Here is a 16,527-nt window from a genome sequence, read left to right on the forward strand (position 1 = left end):
TGAGCCTGTCAGCAAAAGGTTTATTTTACAGATTAAAGGCTTTCGCAAAGTTTTGCTACCTGCTGCTACGGAAATCTTTAAAAGATGCGGAACGATTACTGTTAACAGTGGTTTGCACGTTATCAACTAGCCTATAAACAGCAGCAGTCATTATTTTTTTAAATAAAAATATACCTGAGCACAATATTTCGATATCTCAGCGTTTATGTATGTGAGAGCGTTAATTTAGATGACGGGGATACTGCCTTAATGGTGGAATCCCCGTTTCTTTTTTTAAGAGGATTTTTTTAGTCTGAAAAAATAGGTAGTGATGAATTTTTAAATTAATTTCTTTTTTACGCACCATAAATCTATCGGTTGCTATCATACAACCAAAAAAATCATACTGATTAACGCTATGATTTTAGAAGATAACTATTGATGGTCGGTGAGACACCAACCAATAGGCACATTTAAATCTATCTGTTCCCATCTAACCAACCGAAAAAATCATACTGACTAACGCTATGGTTTTAGAAGATAATTATTGATGGTCGGTGAGACACCAACCAATAGGGACAATTAAATCTATCTGTTCCCATCTCACCAACCGAAAAAATCATACTGACTAACACTATGATTTTAGAAGATAACTATTAATGGTCGGTGAGACACCAACCAATAGGGACAATTAAATCTATCTGTTCCAACCGAAAAAATCATACTGACTAACGCTATGGTTTTAAAAGATAATTATTGATGGTCGGTGAGACACCAACCAATAGGGACATTTAAATCTATCTGTTCCCATCTCATCAACCGAAAAAATCATACTGACTAACGCTATGGTTTTAGAAGATAATTATTGATGGTCGGTGAGACACCAACCAATAGGGACAATTAATTTCTTTTTTACGCACCATAAATCTATCGGTTGCTATCTTAACAACTGAAAAAATCATACTGATTAACACTATGATTTTAGAAGATAACTATTGATGGTTGGTGAGACACCAACCAATAGGGACATTTAAATCTATCTGTTCCCATCTCACCAACCGAAAAAATCATACTGACTAACGCTATGGTTTTAGAAGATAATTATTAATGGTCGGTGAGACACCAACCAATAGGGATATTTAAATCTATCTGTTCCCATCTCACCAACCGAAAAAATCATACTGATTAACGCTATGGTTTTAGAAGAGAACTATTGATCGTCGGTGAGACACCAACCAATAGGAACATTTAAATCTATCTGTTCCCATCTCACCAACCGAAAAAATCATACTGACTAACGCTATGGTTTTAGAAGATAATTATTGATGGTCGGTGAGACACCAACCAATAGGGCTTTTACTAAAAAAGGGACAATTACTAAAATGTCCCTTTTTTACTGATATGATGGAGTGATGAATTTTAAAATTTAATTTCTTCTTTTTTTGAAGATGGGTTTTGAAAATAATGATCAAATTTCTTAGCCTTATTCGGTTTCAGGATTACGTATAAACCGAGTACAATTAAGATTAACGCAGCACTGATTCTGGATAAATCAAAGTCGAATACCGAGATATCTTTTAAAGTAAAAATCCCACCGATGAGGGTAAGCGCCAGCCAGCTGCCGCTTTCAAAGTTTCGACGATAGCCCAACCATAAACCAACGCCCAGCATGACAGTATGCCAGCTTAAAATCCAATGAGGAATATCCAACCCGGTGTTTCTCAGCACAAAGATTGAACCGATTACCAAGAGTAAAATACCTAAGCCAAATTGTTTATTGTCGTGATTGTTTTTAGTGAAGTTTTCCATGATCGTTTTGATTTATATTCAAATATATCATGAAAATGAAGGCGGGAGAATGGCTTTTCCCTTAACAACTTTAATTCGTCGGTGAGTTAAATAAATTTGCCGGTTAAAATATTTCTGATTTTTTTTTGCCGGGCACTATTTCGGTGAATTTACTTAAAAACAATAATTTCCGACCTGTCACTCATCACTACCTCTGCCGTTAAATCAATAAACAATCCATGAGCCAATAAGCCGTCTATTTTATTTAAGGCATCTGATAAAGCTCTTGGATTATCAATTAAACCAAAGTCGGCATCAATAATCAGGTTTCCGTTGTCAGTGATATAATCGTGGTTAGCTATAGTTCTTTTTTTACCGCTACCATTCAGTTTTGCAATCTGATCGAAAACATATTGATAGGCAAATGGAATGACCTCGATTGGCAAAGTGAATGCCCCCAGTTTTTTTACTTTTTTAGAGGAATCAGTTACGATAATGGCCTTTTTACTTAATGAGGCCATAATTTTTTCCCTGAATAAGGCACCGCCGCCTCCTTTTATTAAATCTAAAGATTCTGTAAATTCATCTGCACCATCAATACTGATATCCACGGAGGAGGTTTCGCCTAAATTTAAAATTTCAATCCCCAGCGATTTCGCGAGTTCTTCTGTACGAATGGAACTGGCCACGGCTTTGATGTTCAGCCCCTCGCCTACCAGCCTGCCCAATTCCTTTATGGCAAATGTTGCGGTAGTTCCGGTTCCCAACCCCACAATATCTCCATTTTTAACCAGTTTAACGGCCGTTTTTGCCGCAGCAAGTTTCTCTGCATTCTGGTGATGTTGATCGATGATTCCCATAAGGTAAAACTAAGAAAATTTGTCGAGCGTTTTTGCTGGTTGTTATTTGTGATCGTTTCGTTTGGTGTAATAATGATCAATTTATAGGTAAACCCAGTAACAAAATGATAAGCTGATAAAAGTTCAGAGACCCAAAACAAAAAAATTATTGCACGCATGCAATAATTCCTTTTAATAACGTTTATATAACTGAGAGCGTTAATTTAGATGATGGGGATTCTGCAATAGGTGGAATCCCCATTTCTTTTTGCTCGAAGGTTTTTTATTTCTCTGTAGAGAGTGAATAAGGGAAATCAACCGGTTTAGATCCCCTCACTTTATTCGGAGTTGAAGTCATATTGAAATTCAATACCGCACCTTTTTGTAAGCCGCTATGGCTGATCCAGTTTTTTGAATAAGGTTTACCGTTCATCTGCAACGATTGTACATAACGATTGCTGTCACTGTTATCAGCCGCATTAATCGTTACTGTTTTGCCATTATCCAGGGTTAAGGTTACTTTCTTAAACAAAGGCGCACCCAACACATATTGATCTGTAGCCGGCGTTACGGGATAAAACCCCATGGCAGAGAAAACATACCATGCAGAAGTTTGTCCGTTATCTTCATCACCGCAATAGCCGTCCGGTGTTGCTTTATACATCCTGTTCATGGTTTCCCTGACCCAATACTGCGTTTTATAAGGTGCACCACCATAGTTATACAGATAGATCATGTGCTGGATAGGCTGGTTTCCATGTGCATACTGACCCATATTTGCAATCTGCATTTCACGGATTTCATGAATCACGCCACCATAGGCACTTTCATCAAATACCGGAGGCATTGAGAAAACAGAATCCAGCTTGGTTACGAATTTCTCATGACCGCCCATTAATTTGGCTAAGCCATCTATATCCTGAAATACAGACCAGGTATAATGCCAGCTGTTTCCTTCGGTAAAAGCACCACCCCACTTAAAGGGACTAAAAGGGGTTTGAAAACTGCCATCTTTATTTTTACCCCTCATTAAGCCAGAAGCCGGATCGAAAAGGTTTTTGTAGTTCATGGCTCTTTTCTTATAAATATCAATCTCTGATGCCGGTTTGCCTAAAGCTCTTCCTAACTGATAAATGGTAAAATCATCATATGCGTATTCTAATGTCTTTGCGGCATTTTCATTTTTCTTTACATCGAAAGGCACATAACCCAACTCGTTGTAATACTTTACGCCATCACGGCCAACTGCCTCTATCGGGCCTTCATTGTTTGCACCATGTTTTAAAGCATCCCATAAGGTTTGGATATCATAGCCACGCAAACCTTTGATATAGGCGTCAGCAACCACAGAAGCAGAATTATTACCCACCATGATATTGGCGTAACCTGGGCTACTCCATTCCGGCAACCAGCCGCCTTCTTTATAATCGTTGATGAGGCCTTCCTGCATTTCTTTGTTAATGGAAGGATATACGAGGTTTAAGAATGGATATAGAGCGCGGAAGGTATCCCAGAAGCCCGTTCCTGCAAACATATAACCCGGTAAAGTCTGGCCATTATATGGGCTCCAGTGTACCACTTTGTTGTTCGCATCTATTTCGTATAATTTATTCGGAAAAAAGAGCGTACGGTATAAGCAAGAATAGAAAGTGCGGGTTTGATCGATCGTTCCGCCCTCTACTGCAATTTTATTCAAGGTTTTATTCCAGATAGCTCTGCCTTTTGCTTTCGTAGCATCGAAACCATCATTGGCCAATTCTCTTTTTAAATTGAGATCTGCCTGTTCGAAACTGATAAATGATGAAGCCACTTTAGCGGTTACCTGCTCGCCTTTTGTGGTCTTAAAACCAATGATGGCACCACTGTGATCACTTTCCAGTTCGAGTTCTTCATCTTTAAGCTTGTTGCCACTCCAGGTTTTAGCCAGCTTGAAATCTTTATTAAAGTAGATCACGAAGTAGTTTTTAAAGTTTTTAGGAAGTGGTCCGCGGGCATATTTCGTAGTATAGCCGATAATTTTACGTTCAGCCGGGATGATTTTAATGTACGACCCTTTGTTTAAAGCATCTACCACCACATAAGAACTATCTGTTTCAGGAAAGGTAAATCTGAACTGTGCTGCTCTTTCGGTGGGTGTAATTTCAGTGGTTACATCAGCATCAGCAAGATAAACACTGTAATAATAAGGCTTTGAAACCTCTGCCTTATGGCTGAACCAGCTGGCACGGTCATCTTCGGCGAATCTAAGTTTACCCGTTACCGGCATGATGGAAAACGCGGCATAATCATTCATCCATGGAGATGGCTGATGGGTTTGTTTAAAACCGCGGATTTTATCCGCATCGTAAGTATAGGCCCAACCATCACCCATTTTACCAGTTTGTGGGGTCCACATGTTCATGCCCCAAGGCAGGCCAATGGCTGGATAGGTATTGCCGTTTGATAAGCTGGGTTTTGATTGTGTCCCCATTAAAGGATTGATCCAGTCTACAGGGTCAGTAATTTTGCCCACCGTTTGTGCAAAACTTGCTGAGGCAGCAAAGCTGAGGAAGGCAATAAATAGTTTTTTCATTCGTGTATATCGGTTTATGTCTATAATTAAAGTTCAGGATTTTTTACGTAATCTGCCCAAAGTGCATCCAAATCTTTGCCTGTTAATGTAGTCCAGATTTCTGGCTGATAAGTATGATCTCTTAAAGATGCATCAACTGCTTTGATGGTACCTGCCTTTACCTTTTTTTCTATCCAGGCAAAAAACCGGGCGGTAATTCTGTAACTGTTCTGATAACTGTGTTCAGGTTTTAAAGCCGGTAAGGTCCATTTTGCACCTGCATGATCTACACCAAACTTAAAGCGTGCATAATCTGCAATGCCTTCTGTAAGCCAACCTGGCCCAACACTGTTACCATAATCCTGAACAATATGCATTACTTCATGCGTAACTACATCAATATCTTCAGGGTGCTTGTTCATCCAGATCGAGCTGTAAGTTACTTTACCATTAGTCGTTGCCGCCACACCTTTATAAGCAGTATCTACAAAAAACTGAACTGATTTCAACGTATTTGGATTATACTCCTTCGCCAGCTTTGGATATACCACAAAAAAGGTTTCTATTAATCTTTTCTTCAGTTTTGGATCGAGCGCATCGTCATTACTTTCAAAGGATAGCGTGTAACCATTTTTTTTAATGGTTTCCTGGGCCGAAAGCTTTGATAAAGGCAATAGGGCCATAATGGGCAATGAAATTAAAAAGGATATTTTTTTCATTTAATTTTATTTTCAGTTTTAATCATTTGATGATAATACAAGTTTGCAATATATTTAAAACGTTTTAGCAAATCATCCAATTTTTTTCAGGCCGTTAATTACATTATTAAAAATTTTGTGAATGATATTTAAGCTGTAATTTAATCCTTATCTCCATTAATGAATGGATGGAAATTTTCCACCCATTTATAAATATCCGGTGATTTACATTACACGCCCATCGCAACAACTGGCGGCTCCAATTAAAGTAGCATGTTCTTTCAGTTCTGACACTTTAATACTGGCATCAATATCGTTACCCTTTAAGGCAGCAATCAATTCAGGTGCAAAAGCAGGAAAAGCTTGTGATATATTTCCACCAATAATGACGGCATCTATCTTATGTTCATTGATAATGGGAATCAGAAATTGCGCCAGGTTATAGCCAAACTCCATAAATACACGGGTGGCCAAATGATCCTCTTCTACAATCTCCACCAGTTCTTTTACACCTGCCAGTGTTTTTCCACTCAATTGCTGATACCGTTTGACAAACCAGCGGGTAGACAGGTAATCCTCGGCAATGCCATCCAAAAACGGGGCATTCCATAAATCGGCATCTATTGCCCTGGTTTTTAAACTCAATGATGACCCTAAACCTGTTCCCAGGGTTAAGCCCAAAACATTGGCATTTCCTTTTGCCGCACCTGCAAAAACTTCACCTTGCAAAAATCCGGCGGCATCGTTAATGAAGTGAATGTTTTCAAGCGGAATATTAAGTCGACTGGCCAGCTCCTGTTTTACATTGACTTTGTAAAGTGATTTAAATTTATCCTGATCTTTGATGAGCGATATACCTTCCTGGTAATCAAACGGGCCAGGCATCGCGATCCCAATGTTCCGATGACCATTTTTAATGTTTTCAAATGATTGATTAATAACCTCACACCAGGCGGATAAGATATCTTCTTTGCTCTCCTGAGAATTTACAGGGCTACGTTTGATTGAATCATCAATCAGGCTTCTTGTTTCTAAATTTACCAATGCGGCTGTAATATGCGAGCCGCCGATATCTACACCCAGTGCTACAGGCTTTTCCATTATTTATGTATTTCTATTTTATTTGTTCATTATTTTACCAGACGTTAAACGTTTTACCAAATGAAAAATATAGATTTTTTATAAAAGCAATATGTAAATCATTCGTTATAAAGCAATTTATTTTCCGCCTGGTTCTGCAAGTACCGGCACGTATAAATTTTTCATCGGCCTGCGAAAATACAGAATCTAACCGAGCAACAAAATTTTAATGGCACTGATCAACAGGTGAATGTTCTTTTATAACGCATTTATTTCAAATCTGGTCTCCATTAAACCTTGTACTGCTCCTGTTCTGACAACTTTTGTCTATTTTATATTCCATTGATCAGCCAGCATTTTGATAAAATATCCGCCCACAACACTTCGTGCCTGAAAACCAACCTGTTTACCCGTTTTGGTTTCATGCCAATCTGTTAAGGGTACCTTACTCGTTGTTTCTGTAGCGAATTTGTGAACAGGACTAATAAATTTCTCAAAGTCAGCCTGATTATCTGCCAATGTAGCTGTCCACATGATCCAGTCTGATTTGGTATAGTCTTTCCGGCTATCCAATGGCAAACCAAATTCATTTTGTTTGCTCAGGTAAAAATCTATTTCTTTTTTATATACCTCCTGTGGAAAAAGATTTAGTTTTAAAAGCTTATCCCAAACAAGGTTATATTTCTGGCTCCAGGTATTTTTATCATTAAAGGTCAGGGCAAAATGATCACCGCTGTTGGCTAAAGTCTGCCAGTTTTTCGCCATTTCCAATGCTGCGTTTTTGTATTTAGTGGCGATATCCTTTTTACCTAATTTTTCGGCCATTTGGGCATAAGCGCCTAAACCCACAATTGCTTTCACTGATAAGTTTGCATTTCGGGCAAGATGACCTGCGAAATCATCTGTGCACAATTGATTTGCCGGATCAAAACCTTCCCTGAGGAGATAATCTGCCCAGATGGACATCACGGCCCAATGTTTACCGGCATAAGCGGTATTGCCATCTGCCCTGGTAATGGCCGCCGTTAGAATCAGCATGTTACCTGCTTCTTCTACCGGCATGTCTTCTCCGTAAATCTGACCATTGGCTATGGGATAAACGCCAATATCATGTGCAGGATAAGTTTTTTTCCATCTTCCGCTTTCTGAATAATAGAAAATACCGTTTAGCATACCTTTTAACAATTCAGGATTGTATAACAAATATTGGGGTGCTGAAGGATAAGTTACATCAACAGTGTTAATGAAACCACCACTAAAATTTTCCTTAGAAAGAAACAACAGGTCTCCGTTTGGTGCATAAACAATTTTATGTGCAGCTATACTCTGCCTGTACACCAGTTTACATAAATCTGCATATTCCTTACCGCCTGCTCGTGTCGCATCAGCAAGTAGCCTGGCATCAAAAGCTTTTGTTTTCGACTGGAGGGATTCATAATCCTTACTGGCTGCCGCTAGTTGATCTTCAAAAGTACTCGCTTCAGATTTTCTCCAGATGGGAAGCAGTTGATTGCCAAAATATTCGATAGACTTCAGGTCATCATAGCCCAGCATGAGATATTTCTCTACCGGTTTCGAATTAACCGTACCAAATGGGATTACTGTACTTAAGCTTTGTGTTTTAACATTCAAAGCCTGTGTGGTTTGCGGGTATTTTCCTGTTTTGAAATTGCGGAGATTATCCATCGGTGTGCCTAAAAATTGGGTAGCCTTGAATTGATTGGGCACAGCGATGTACAGGTAACCCCAATCAATTCTTAAATCATCGTTTTTCTTTTTCAGCACGGGTTGTTCAACTGATCCGGCTTTTAGAATGGAAAGGTTATTTTGGTTCTTCTTCCAAACAGCAACGGGTTGATTGGGCGTATTTACAGCGAGATCAGATGAAGCACTAAAATAAATATCCACCTGATGTGGTTTTGCATCTGCTGATTGTACGGTATAAGTCAGGTAACTGATGGGCCTGGCGGTTAAATTCAAATCATTCAGCAGTAAGGGCGAAGTAAAAGTAAGATTAAGGTTTATACCGCCGGCTTTAAAAGTATAAAGGGTATGGGTAGCCCCAACTGAAACATTGGTTTGATTTGCATTTAACACATTTGCAGCCTGCGGAACCTCTTCCACGATGCCGGCATCTAAAAACCGTCCGCCAGCTGTGTTTTTACATTCTATGGCTAAAAGGTTTTCGCCTTTTTTTAAAATACCCTCAGCCAATGGAATGTAAATGTATTCATGTACCCAGCCTTCTTTTTCATAAACTTTCTGACCATTGATATACACGATGACATTGTCATCATGGTTAAGCTTTAAATATTTTCTGGCTGAAGATATTTTGTTGACAGTAAACTTTCTTCTGTAAAAGATTTCATCCGTATTCCATTTGGTTTTCGCCTGCTGGTTATCACCAAAAGGTGCATCTCCATTTGGCCAATTTTTATCGTTAAAGGCAAGCGTATTCCATCCATCAGCAGGTTTTTTAGTAAGATAACCGGCTTTATATTTTAATTCATCAGCCGCAGCCAGAATGGTTTTATAGGTTTTACCATCTGCACCTAAAAAGCGGTAGCACTGGTTATCTACTTTGATGATTCCGGTGAGGGCTTGTTCTTTACCAGTCCAGTGTTTGGTTGTTGATTGATTCAGTCCATCACCGAACGACCAGATACTGAGATACGTATCATGTGTGATTAAAGGATATGCAGGAGCCTTATCCTGTCCGAAAGAACAAAGGTTCAAAAACATTAAAACTGCTGATAAATAAAGGGGTTTCATATAGATCATATTGGTTAGTGTTCTTCGCAAAAAAAATTACTTATTCAATTAGGGGGTAATTAGACAGCATCCCATAAATAGTAAAACGTTTTACTATTCAATATTAAAAACTAAAGCCTGCAAATACAATAGTTCTCAGTAACATTTACATGACGGAATGATTAAGTCGGTTTTTTTGGTTGGTGTTATCTCCGGTTGATGTGTTGCATAGGAGTGGTGATTTACCGAGTTTGTTAGTGAACACTACCTGAATGGAAAATCAAATGATAGAAGAATGAATGAATTATCATTATCTCTGAACAATTTTAGCAGGGAATATGATCTGCTGGTTATCCAGCTTGGTTTTAGAAGATAGCTGTCTCAAAATCAACTGAATAATGGCTTCAGCAATTTCCTCCAGTGGCTGTTGTATGGCTGAAATGCCTGGTGTATGGAGTTCGAAAACCTCATGGTCATCATATGCCATCACACTTAAGTTTTTGCCGATTTTTTGTCCGGTTTGTTTCAATACTTTTAGCCCGCTGATGGCCAGGTAATTGGTTGCAAAAAGTATGGCATCTGTTTCTACGGTGCGAAACAGTTTTTCCATCTGCAGCCTGGTTTCATCTTCTTCCTGATTAAAATGAACCTTTAAAACCAGGTTTTCATCATAGGCAATGTCATGGTCCTCAAGTGCTTTCTGATATCCTTCTAAACGGGCAGTAATTTGCGCCACATCAATATCAGTGGTAATCAGTGAAATTCTCCTTCTTCCCTGTTTAATAAAACTTGCTATGGATTCATATGTCGCTTTAAAATGATCAGCACCAACATAATTGGTATCCAAACCGGGCAAACTCCTGTCAAAAAGAATAACGGGTTTCTGATCAGTTAATAACTGCTGAATATCTTCTTCCAGACCCTTTATCGGCGATATAATATACCCATCAACCTTTCGTGATTTAAACATGTTGATCAGCTCTTTAGCCTTTTCAACATTGTTTTCGGTACTGGAATAAATGATTTTATACCCTTTTTTATAGGCTTTGTCTTCTATCAGGCGTGCGATCCTGGAAAAAAAGGAATTTGAAATATCCTCAATGATTAATCCGATAATATTAGAATTTCCGGTGCGCAGGCTTCTGGCAATCTGGTTGGGCTTATATCCGCTTTCGGCAATTATTTTTTCTACTTTTTTAATTACGGCTTCGCTAATTGATTTATTCCGGGCTTTACCATTAATGATAAAAGAAACTGTGGTGATGGATACGCCAGCTTCAACTGCGATATCTTTTATAGAAAGGGTTTTCATTCAGGGCGTATATTTACTGGGGTACATTTCAGGGTCATCCAGCTGAGATTAACCTGCAATTGGCTAATATAATAATTAATATCAGTTGATTTTAAGAACAGGAAAACTAAAATTTCAGGCTGAAAACAAAAAGAGGCACCATGTAGCGCCTCTTTTTGTTTTGATTAATAACCCGGATTCTGAGCCAGATTCTCATTTAATGTTCTCTGAATCAAAGGAATGGGAAATAATTGTCTGAATGGTGCAGATGGTGTATGATCCCACCATGAGGCGGTATGAAATTTACCAAAACGAATCAGGTCATCCCTTCTGAATCCTTCAAAGACAAACTCACGTCCACGCTCATTCAAAAGCTCATCCAGCGTTAAACTGGCAGTAGTGTATTGATTTGCAGGCCAGTTCGCATCGGTAAAGGCACGTTTTTTACAATCATTAATTAACTGAACAGCCTCTGCGGTAGCTGTACCACCATTTTTACGCATTATTGCCTCGGCTTTAGCAAAATAGATCCATGTCAGACGGTATAAATTCCAGTCGGTACAATTGTAATTTAAATCAATCCCAACCGGATTACCGTTAACAATACCGGCCACATTGTTGCCCAATTTATATTTATTGAAACGTACACCGCTGTTTTCTTCACCCTCACTCATATTTGATACAGTAGAGTTTACCCTGGCGCGGCGAATTTCATCCACAAAATTAATCTGCTGACCGCTGTATTCGTTACCTCCGCTCGCGAGTGCCTCCTTGCCATTGTTAAAACGTACCTGAGGCCCCTGTAATAACCAGGTTGTTTTTCTCAGGTCTTCATCTTTGTATTTGTTATAATTTCCGGGCACCATCACAATACCATTGTTTCCGTTTCTGGAACCACCATAAATCTGGTCCTGCTGAAAATGGAAGAATTCTCCGGTCCAGGATGGTTGCGAGTTTGCAATTCTGAATTCGTAGGCAATTGCAAAAATAACTTCCTTAGATAAATCGTTGGTTGACTTAAACTGATCTGTAATATTCGGATCAAGTGCCATTGTACCATTTTGACCGCCGGCTTCACCATTGATTAGTTTATTTGCTGCGGCAATACAATCATCCCAACGTGCAGTACCTGTCCAAACTTCAGCATTTAAATACAGTTCTACCAACATGGCATAACCACCGGCCTGTGTCATGCGGCCCAGCATGCTTCTTGAAAGTTTAGGTGCCTTATCTATATTTTCCTTAATCTCTTTTTCAATAAAGGCAAACACTTCTGCACGCGGTCTGGTTTCCGGTTTCGCAGGAATACCTACCTGGGTTACGATGGGAATATTACCAAAAAGATCCATCAGTTTGAGGTAATGATAGGCCCTGAATAATTTCAATTCTGCGATGTAAGCATCTTTTTCCGCTTGCGTGATGCCCATCTGTGATAAGGAACGTTTCTCGAGATTCCCGATGGGATCATTACAAAATCCCATACCGCCGTACATTAAGGACCAGGCATTGTTTAAAGGTCCGTCATCTACCAGCCAGGAGTGGTAGTGCAGGCGTTTCCACTTACCTCCATCTTCACCATGACGGCCTTTTGTTGGCCAGGCCAGCTGATCGCCGGACAGTTCAGAAGGTCTCCACCAGTTATCCTGCCCTGAAGGTGTTGCCCAGGCATTGGCATGGGTATATGGCCTTAACACCGCTGATAATACTTCATTTTTGTTGTTATAATAGTTATCCGTAACCAGCGAACTGTAAATATTCTCGTCTAACTTGGTACAGCCGTTAAATAAAACAGGCGAGGCCACCAATACAGACCATATGATTTTTTTAAAATTTTTCATTCTTTCTAATATTAAAATCCAAAATTGACACCGAAAACAAATTGCCTGGTCGTTGGGTAAGGACTTCTGGTATCAATACCCAAACTGCGACCATTAATTTCCTGACCTAAACCGGTATCCTGAATTAAATCGGGATCGTTACCAGAATAGCCTGTTAACAAGGCCAGGTTCTGCCCAACGGCATATACCCGCAGGCTGCGGAAAGCTTTATCTTTAAACTTGAAAGTATAGCCCAGTGTTACCTCATCAACCTTTAAGAAACTTCCTTTTTCCAGATAATAATCAGAATACATATAAGTATCGTTAATCTCTGCATATTTGGTGAAAGCACTATTTAAAAGGTTACCCTGTGTTCCGAATTTGTTTCCGTATGATAAAGCCAGGGTATTCAGCACATCGAAGTCAAGTTTACTTCTCAGGAAAATTCTCAAATCAAATTGTTTGTAGGTGAAGGTATTTCCCAGTGACAGATAGTATTTCGGAATGGCATTTCCGATCAGGGCTAAATCAGTCTGATCACGGAAAGGTGATGTATTGATTTGTGCATTTGGAACAGCCTGACCATTCCGGTTATAGAACAGCCACTTGCCTTCAGGTGTAAAACCGGCAAAGCGTTTACCCCAGAACTCGCCGATATTCCTGCCTTCGTAGGTACGAAAGGCATCTCCGAGATCTCCTGCCCCACCAATACCGCCAAAAGTTCTCATATCCCTTTTGTAGACATCATTGGAATAGGTATCCAGCTTATTATCGATGGTGCTGCCGGCAAAATCGATGTTCCAGCTGAAATTGTTGCTCTTGATGGCCTGATAATTTAATGTTAACTCCAGACCTTTTGCAGAAATTGTTCCTACGTTGGTATAAATGGAACTCTGAACAAAGGGTGGTTGCGGAGAGGTATAGGTATCCAGTAAGTCAACAATATTTCGTTTAAACAAATCAATGGATCCACTTAACCTGTTGTTGAGCATTGAGAAGTCAAGGCCAAAGTTGTATTCCCGTTTACGTTCCCATCTTAAATCAGGATTTGGATTACGTGAGGGACCATAGGTTTGTAACCATTCACCGCTTGGAAAAGGATAAAGGTTTCCAGTGCCCAAGGTAACCAGAGAGGCATAGTTCGCAAAGCCTGAATTACCGGTTTCACCATAACCAGCTCTGATTTTCAGGAAATTAAGCCACTTGGCATTTTCCATGAACTTCTCACGGGTAATTTCATAAGATGCGGAAACTGCAGGAAAGCTTGCCCATTTATTATTGGCACCAAACCGCGAAGAACCTTCTCTTCTCAATACTGCTTCCACATTTACCTTGCCATCAAAGGTGTAATGAATCCGTCCGAATAATGCGATAAGGGTATTATCATTTTTATTACTTGCCAAACCAACACGGTTTACGCCAATAGGTACACTCCCTAAGTTGTTTTCTTCAAAAATATCATTGGTATAACCTCTGTTATTGGCACTGAAAGATTCGTTGACCTCATAACGGTATGAATACCCAAGCATTCCGGTTAAACGGTGTTTCTCATTGATGGTTTTGTGATATTCTATGGTGGGCTCGAAGTTGAAATTCTCATTCAGTTCCGTTCCTTTATAGGCATACCCCCCGCCAGGTGCATCACCATTTTCAAGGGAATTCTGACTGCGTAACATGCGGTACTGATTATCAACAAACTGATTTCTCTGGTAAGCCACAAAGGTCGAAGCCTTTAAATCTTTTAAGATATCAACATCAATTTTTCCATCTATAGAGTAGGTTTGCTGAGATCTCTTACTGGTTTCCTGTGCTAAACGGGCCACTTCATTGGTGATATTCCGTGTAAACAGATAACTCCCGTCAGGATTATAGTAAGATTCAGTTGGGTTTTTGGTAAGCACATTTTCCCAGCCACCACCACCTAAAAGATTGGCTTTGTTAATATTAGAGGCCACGTTAAATGCAGCTGTAACGCGATCTTTGAAACCTTTCTGCGTTAAGCTCATCCTGAACTGATATTGTTCTCTGTTATTTTCCCTTGCAAAACCATCCAGTTTGTTATAAGTGAATGAACCGCGATAAGTAGAATTTTCCCCGCCACCAGAAACTGAAAGATTCTGATAGTTGGTTAAATTGTCTTTGTTTACAATATCATTGAAGTAGTTAAAGTCGCCGCCGTAATCCTGCGCCTTATATTGCCCGCTGGCAATTTTCTCCCTAAACTGACTGGCGCTCATGAAATCAGGACGCTCATATAAGGTTTCATGTTTGACATAACCATTGTAATTAAACTGAGAAGGCCCCTTACGTCCTTTTTTTGTAGTGACCAGAATTACACCGGCATTCGCCCTGGTACCGTAAATAGCTGCAGCCGAACCATCTTTCAAAACAGAGAATGATTCGATATCATCTTGTTGCAACAGGTCTAGATTTCCGCCTGGAATCCCGTCAATTACGATTAAAGGACTGGATGTACCTGAAATGGACGTTACGCCACGAAGCTGAATTGCCACACCAGAGTTTGGATTAGAACTGCTCCTGGTAATTTGTAAACCAGCTACTTTACCCTGTAATAAGTCCAGTGCATTTCTGGCACCACTCTGCCTGAACTGAGAAGTATCTACTTTAGTAATGGCAGAGGTAAGTTCTCTCTGGCTGCGGGTACCATAACCCACTACTACCACATCATCTAACTTGGTATCGGCAGATACGGCCAGCTTGATATTTAAACTGGTTTGTGTACCGATGGTGATATTCTGGGTTTGATAGCCGAGGTAAGTAAATCTGATTACTTCATTTTCATTTGCCTCAATTTTAAACTGCCCGTTGGCATCTGTTACGGTACCCTGGCCGGAGGTAATATTCTGTACCCCTACACCCGGAACACCCAGATTTTTTTCATCAACTACTTTTCCTGTAATTACTTTTCTTACGCTGGCTTTGTGCCAGGGAAATTCGAGCTCGAAAAAGCCTTCGAAATCTTTCCGGTCAGATTCTGCCGAAAAGGCCGGCAAGCTCGACAAGACAATTGCAGAGATACCAGTGAGTTTGAGTAAATTAATTTTCATTAGCGATTTTTTTTAGGTTAATATGAATGCGGATAGGGATTGCTAAACCATTGGCCTTTGTACAGCAGATCAGCTTATTTTATATGCAGGTACCATGATTCATTTCGTAAATAGTAATTCGGTTAGTGATCTGATGATCTTTAGGTCAATATTAATAAAATATCCATTTATTAAAACGTTTTAGTTAGTAAAAAAAGTGTTACAAAAACGTTTTAGTATTTATTAGAAGAATTATTTAAGTTTTAGTTTATAATGCATTTAACCCAGAGGTGAAATGATGATATAAATGTTAATGTTGCGGAAATTCATTTAATGTGTAAGAGAAATAAGCGTTTAGTTTGCTATTAATGTTTGCCGCTGATTTTAGATGATTTCGCAGATCAGGTCAAGATTATTAAATCTGCGGAAATTACTTTAATCTGCGGGAGAAACAGGCGTTTAGTTTCCTATTAATGTTCCCGCTGATGTTCACTGATTTCGCAGATCAGGTCAAGATTATTAAATCTGCGGAAATCAATTTAATCTGCGGAAGAAATAAGCATTTAGTTTCCTATTAAGTTTCCCGCTGATTTTAGATGATTTCGCAGATCAGGTCAAGATTATTAAATCTGCGGAAATCAATTTAATCTGCGGGAGAAATAGGCGTTTAGTTTCCTATTAATGTT

At 39.4% G+C, this 16,527-nt stretch carries 9 protein-coding genes; all 9 read right to left on the minus strand.

Translation table 11 applies throughout. The annotated features are described in order from the left end of the window. Nucleotides 1-1,398: 1,398 nt before the first annotated feature. The 9 genes from OQX64_RS17765 to OQX64_RS17805 all read right to left on the minus strand — a co-directional run bounded on the left by OQX64_RS17765 (nt 1,399) and on the right by OQX64_RS17805 (nt 15,862). Nucleotides 1,399-1,788: a LiaF transmembrane domain-containing protein gene (locus OQX64_RS17765; protein ID WP_265819791.1), complete on the minus strand. Its 390-nt coding sequence runs from the start codon at nt 1,786-1,788 to the stop codon at nt 1,399-1,401. A gap of 149 nt (nt 1,789-1,937) precedes the next feature. Further along, complete coding sequence (gene rpiA / locus OQX64_RS17770; RefSeq protein WP_265819792.1) at nt 1,938-2,627, minus strand: ribose-5-phosphate isomerase RpiA; 690 nt, start codon at nt 2,625-2,627, stop codon at nt 1,938-1,940. Nucleotides 2,628-2,889: 262 nt separating this feature from the next. After that, nucleotides 2,890-5,178 carry a GH92 family glycosyl hydrolase gene (locus OQX64_RS17775; protein ID WP_265819793.1) on the minus strand — a complete coding sequence of 763 codons (2,289 nt, stop codon included), beginning with the start codon at nt 5,176-5,178 and terminating at the stop codon, nt 2,890-2,892. Between the two features lie 26 nt (nt 5,179-5,204). Then, nucleotides 5,205-5,876 carry a basic secretory protein-like protein gene (locus OQX64_RS17780; protein WP_088302005.1) on the minus strand — a complete coding sequence of 224 codons (672 nt, stop codon included), beginning with the start codon at nt 5,874-5,876 and terminating at the stop codon, nt 5,205-5,207. A 204-nt stretch (nt 5,877-6,080) separates the two neighbouring features. Then, complete coding sequence (locus tag OQX64_RS17785; RefSeq protein WP_088302004.1) at nt 6,081-6,956, minus strand: ROK family protein; 876 nt, start codon at nt 6,954-6,956, stop codon at nt 6,081-6,083. A gap of 306 nt (nt 6,957-7,262) precedes the next feature. After that, complete coding sequence (locus OQX64_RS17790) at nt 7,263-9,707, minus strand: glutaminase family protein (RefSeq protein WP_265819794.1); 2,445 nt, start codon at nt 9,705-9,707, stop codon at nt 7,263-7,265. A gap of 289 nt (nt 9,708-9,996) precedes the next feature. Next, nucleotides 9,997-10,998, minus strand: a complete 1,002-nt coding sequence (locus OQX64_RS17795) for a LacI family DNA-binding transcriptional regulator (RefSeq protein WP_088302003.1) — start codon at nt 10,996-10,998, stop codon at nt 9,997-9,999. A 164-nt stretch (nt 10,999-11,162) separates the two neighbouring features. Further along, nucleotides 11,163-12,815 (minus strand): RagB/SusD family nutrient uptake outer membrane protein, encoded by a 1,653-nt coding sequence (locus tag OQX64_RS17800; protein ID WP_088302002.1) that lies wholly within the window; start codon nt 12,813-12,815, stop codon nt 11,163-11,165. A gap of 11 nt (nt 12,816-12,826) precedes the next feature. Beyond that, nucleotides 12,827-15,862, minus strand: a complete 3,036-nt coding sequence (locus OQX64_RS17805; RefSeq protein ID WP_088302001.1) for a SusC/RagA family TonB-linked outer membrane protein — start codon at nt 15,860-15,862, stop codon at nt 12,827-12,829. Nucleotides 15,863-16,527: the final 665 nt, after the last annotated feature.

It is taken from the genome of Pedobacter sp. GR22-10 (assembly GCF_026239715.1).
Classification (GTDB): domain Bacteria; phylum Bacteroidota; class Bacteroidia; order Sphingobacteriales; family Sphingobacteriaceae; genus Pedobacter.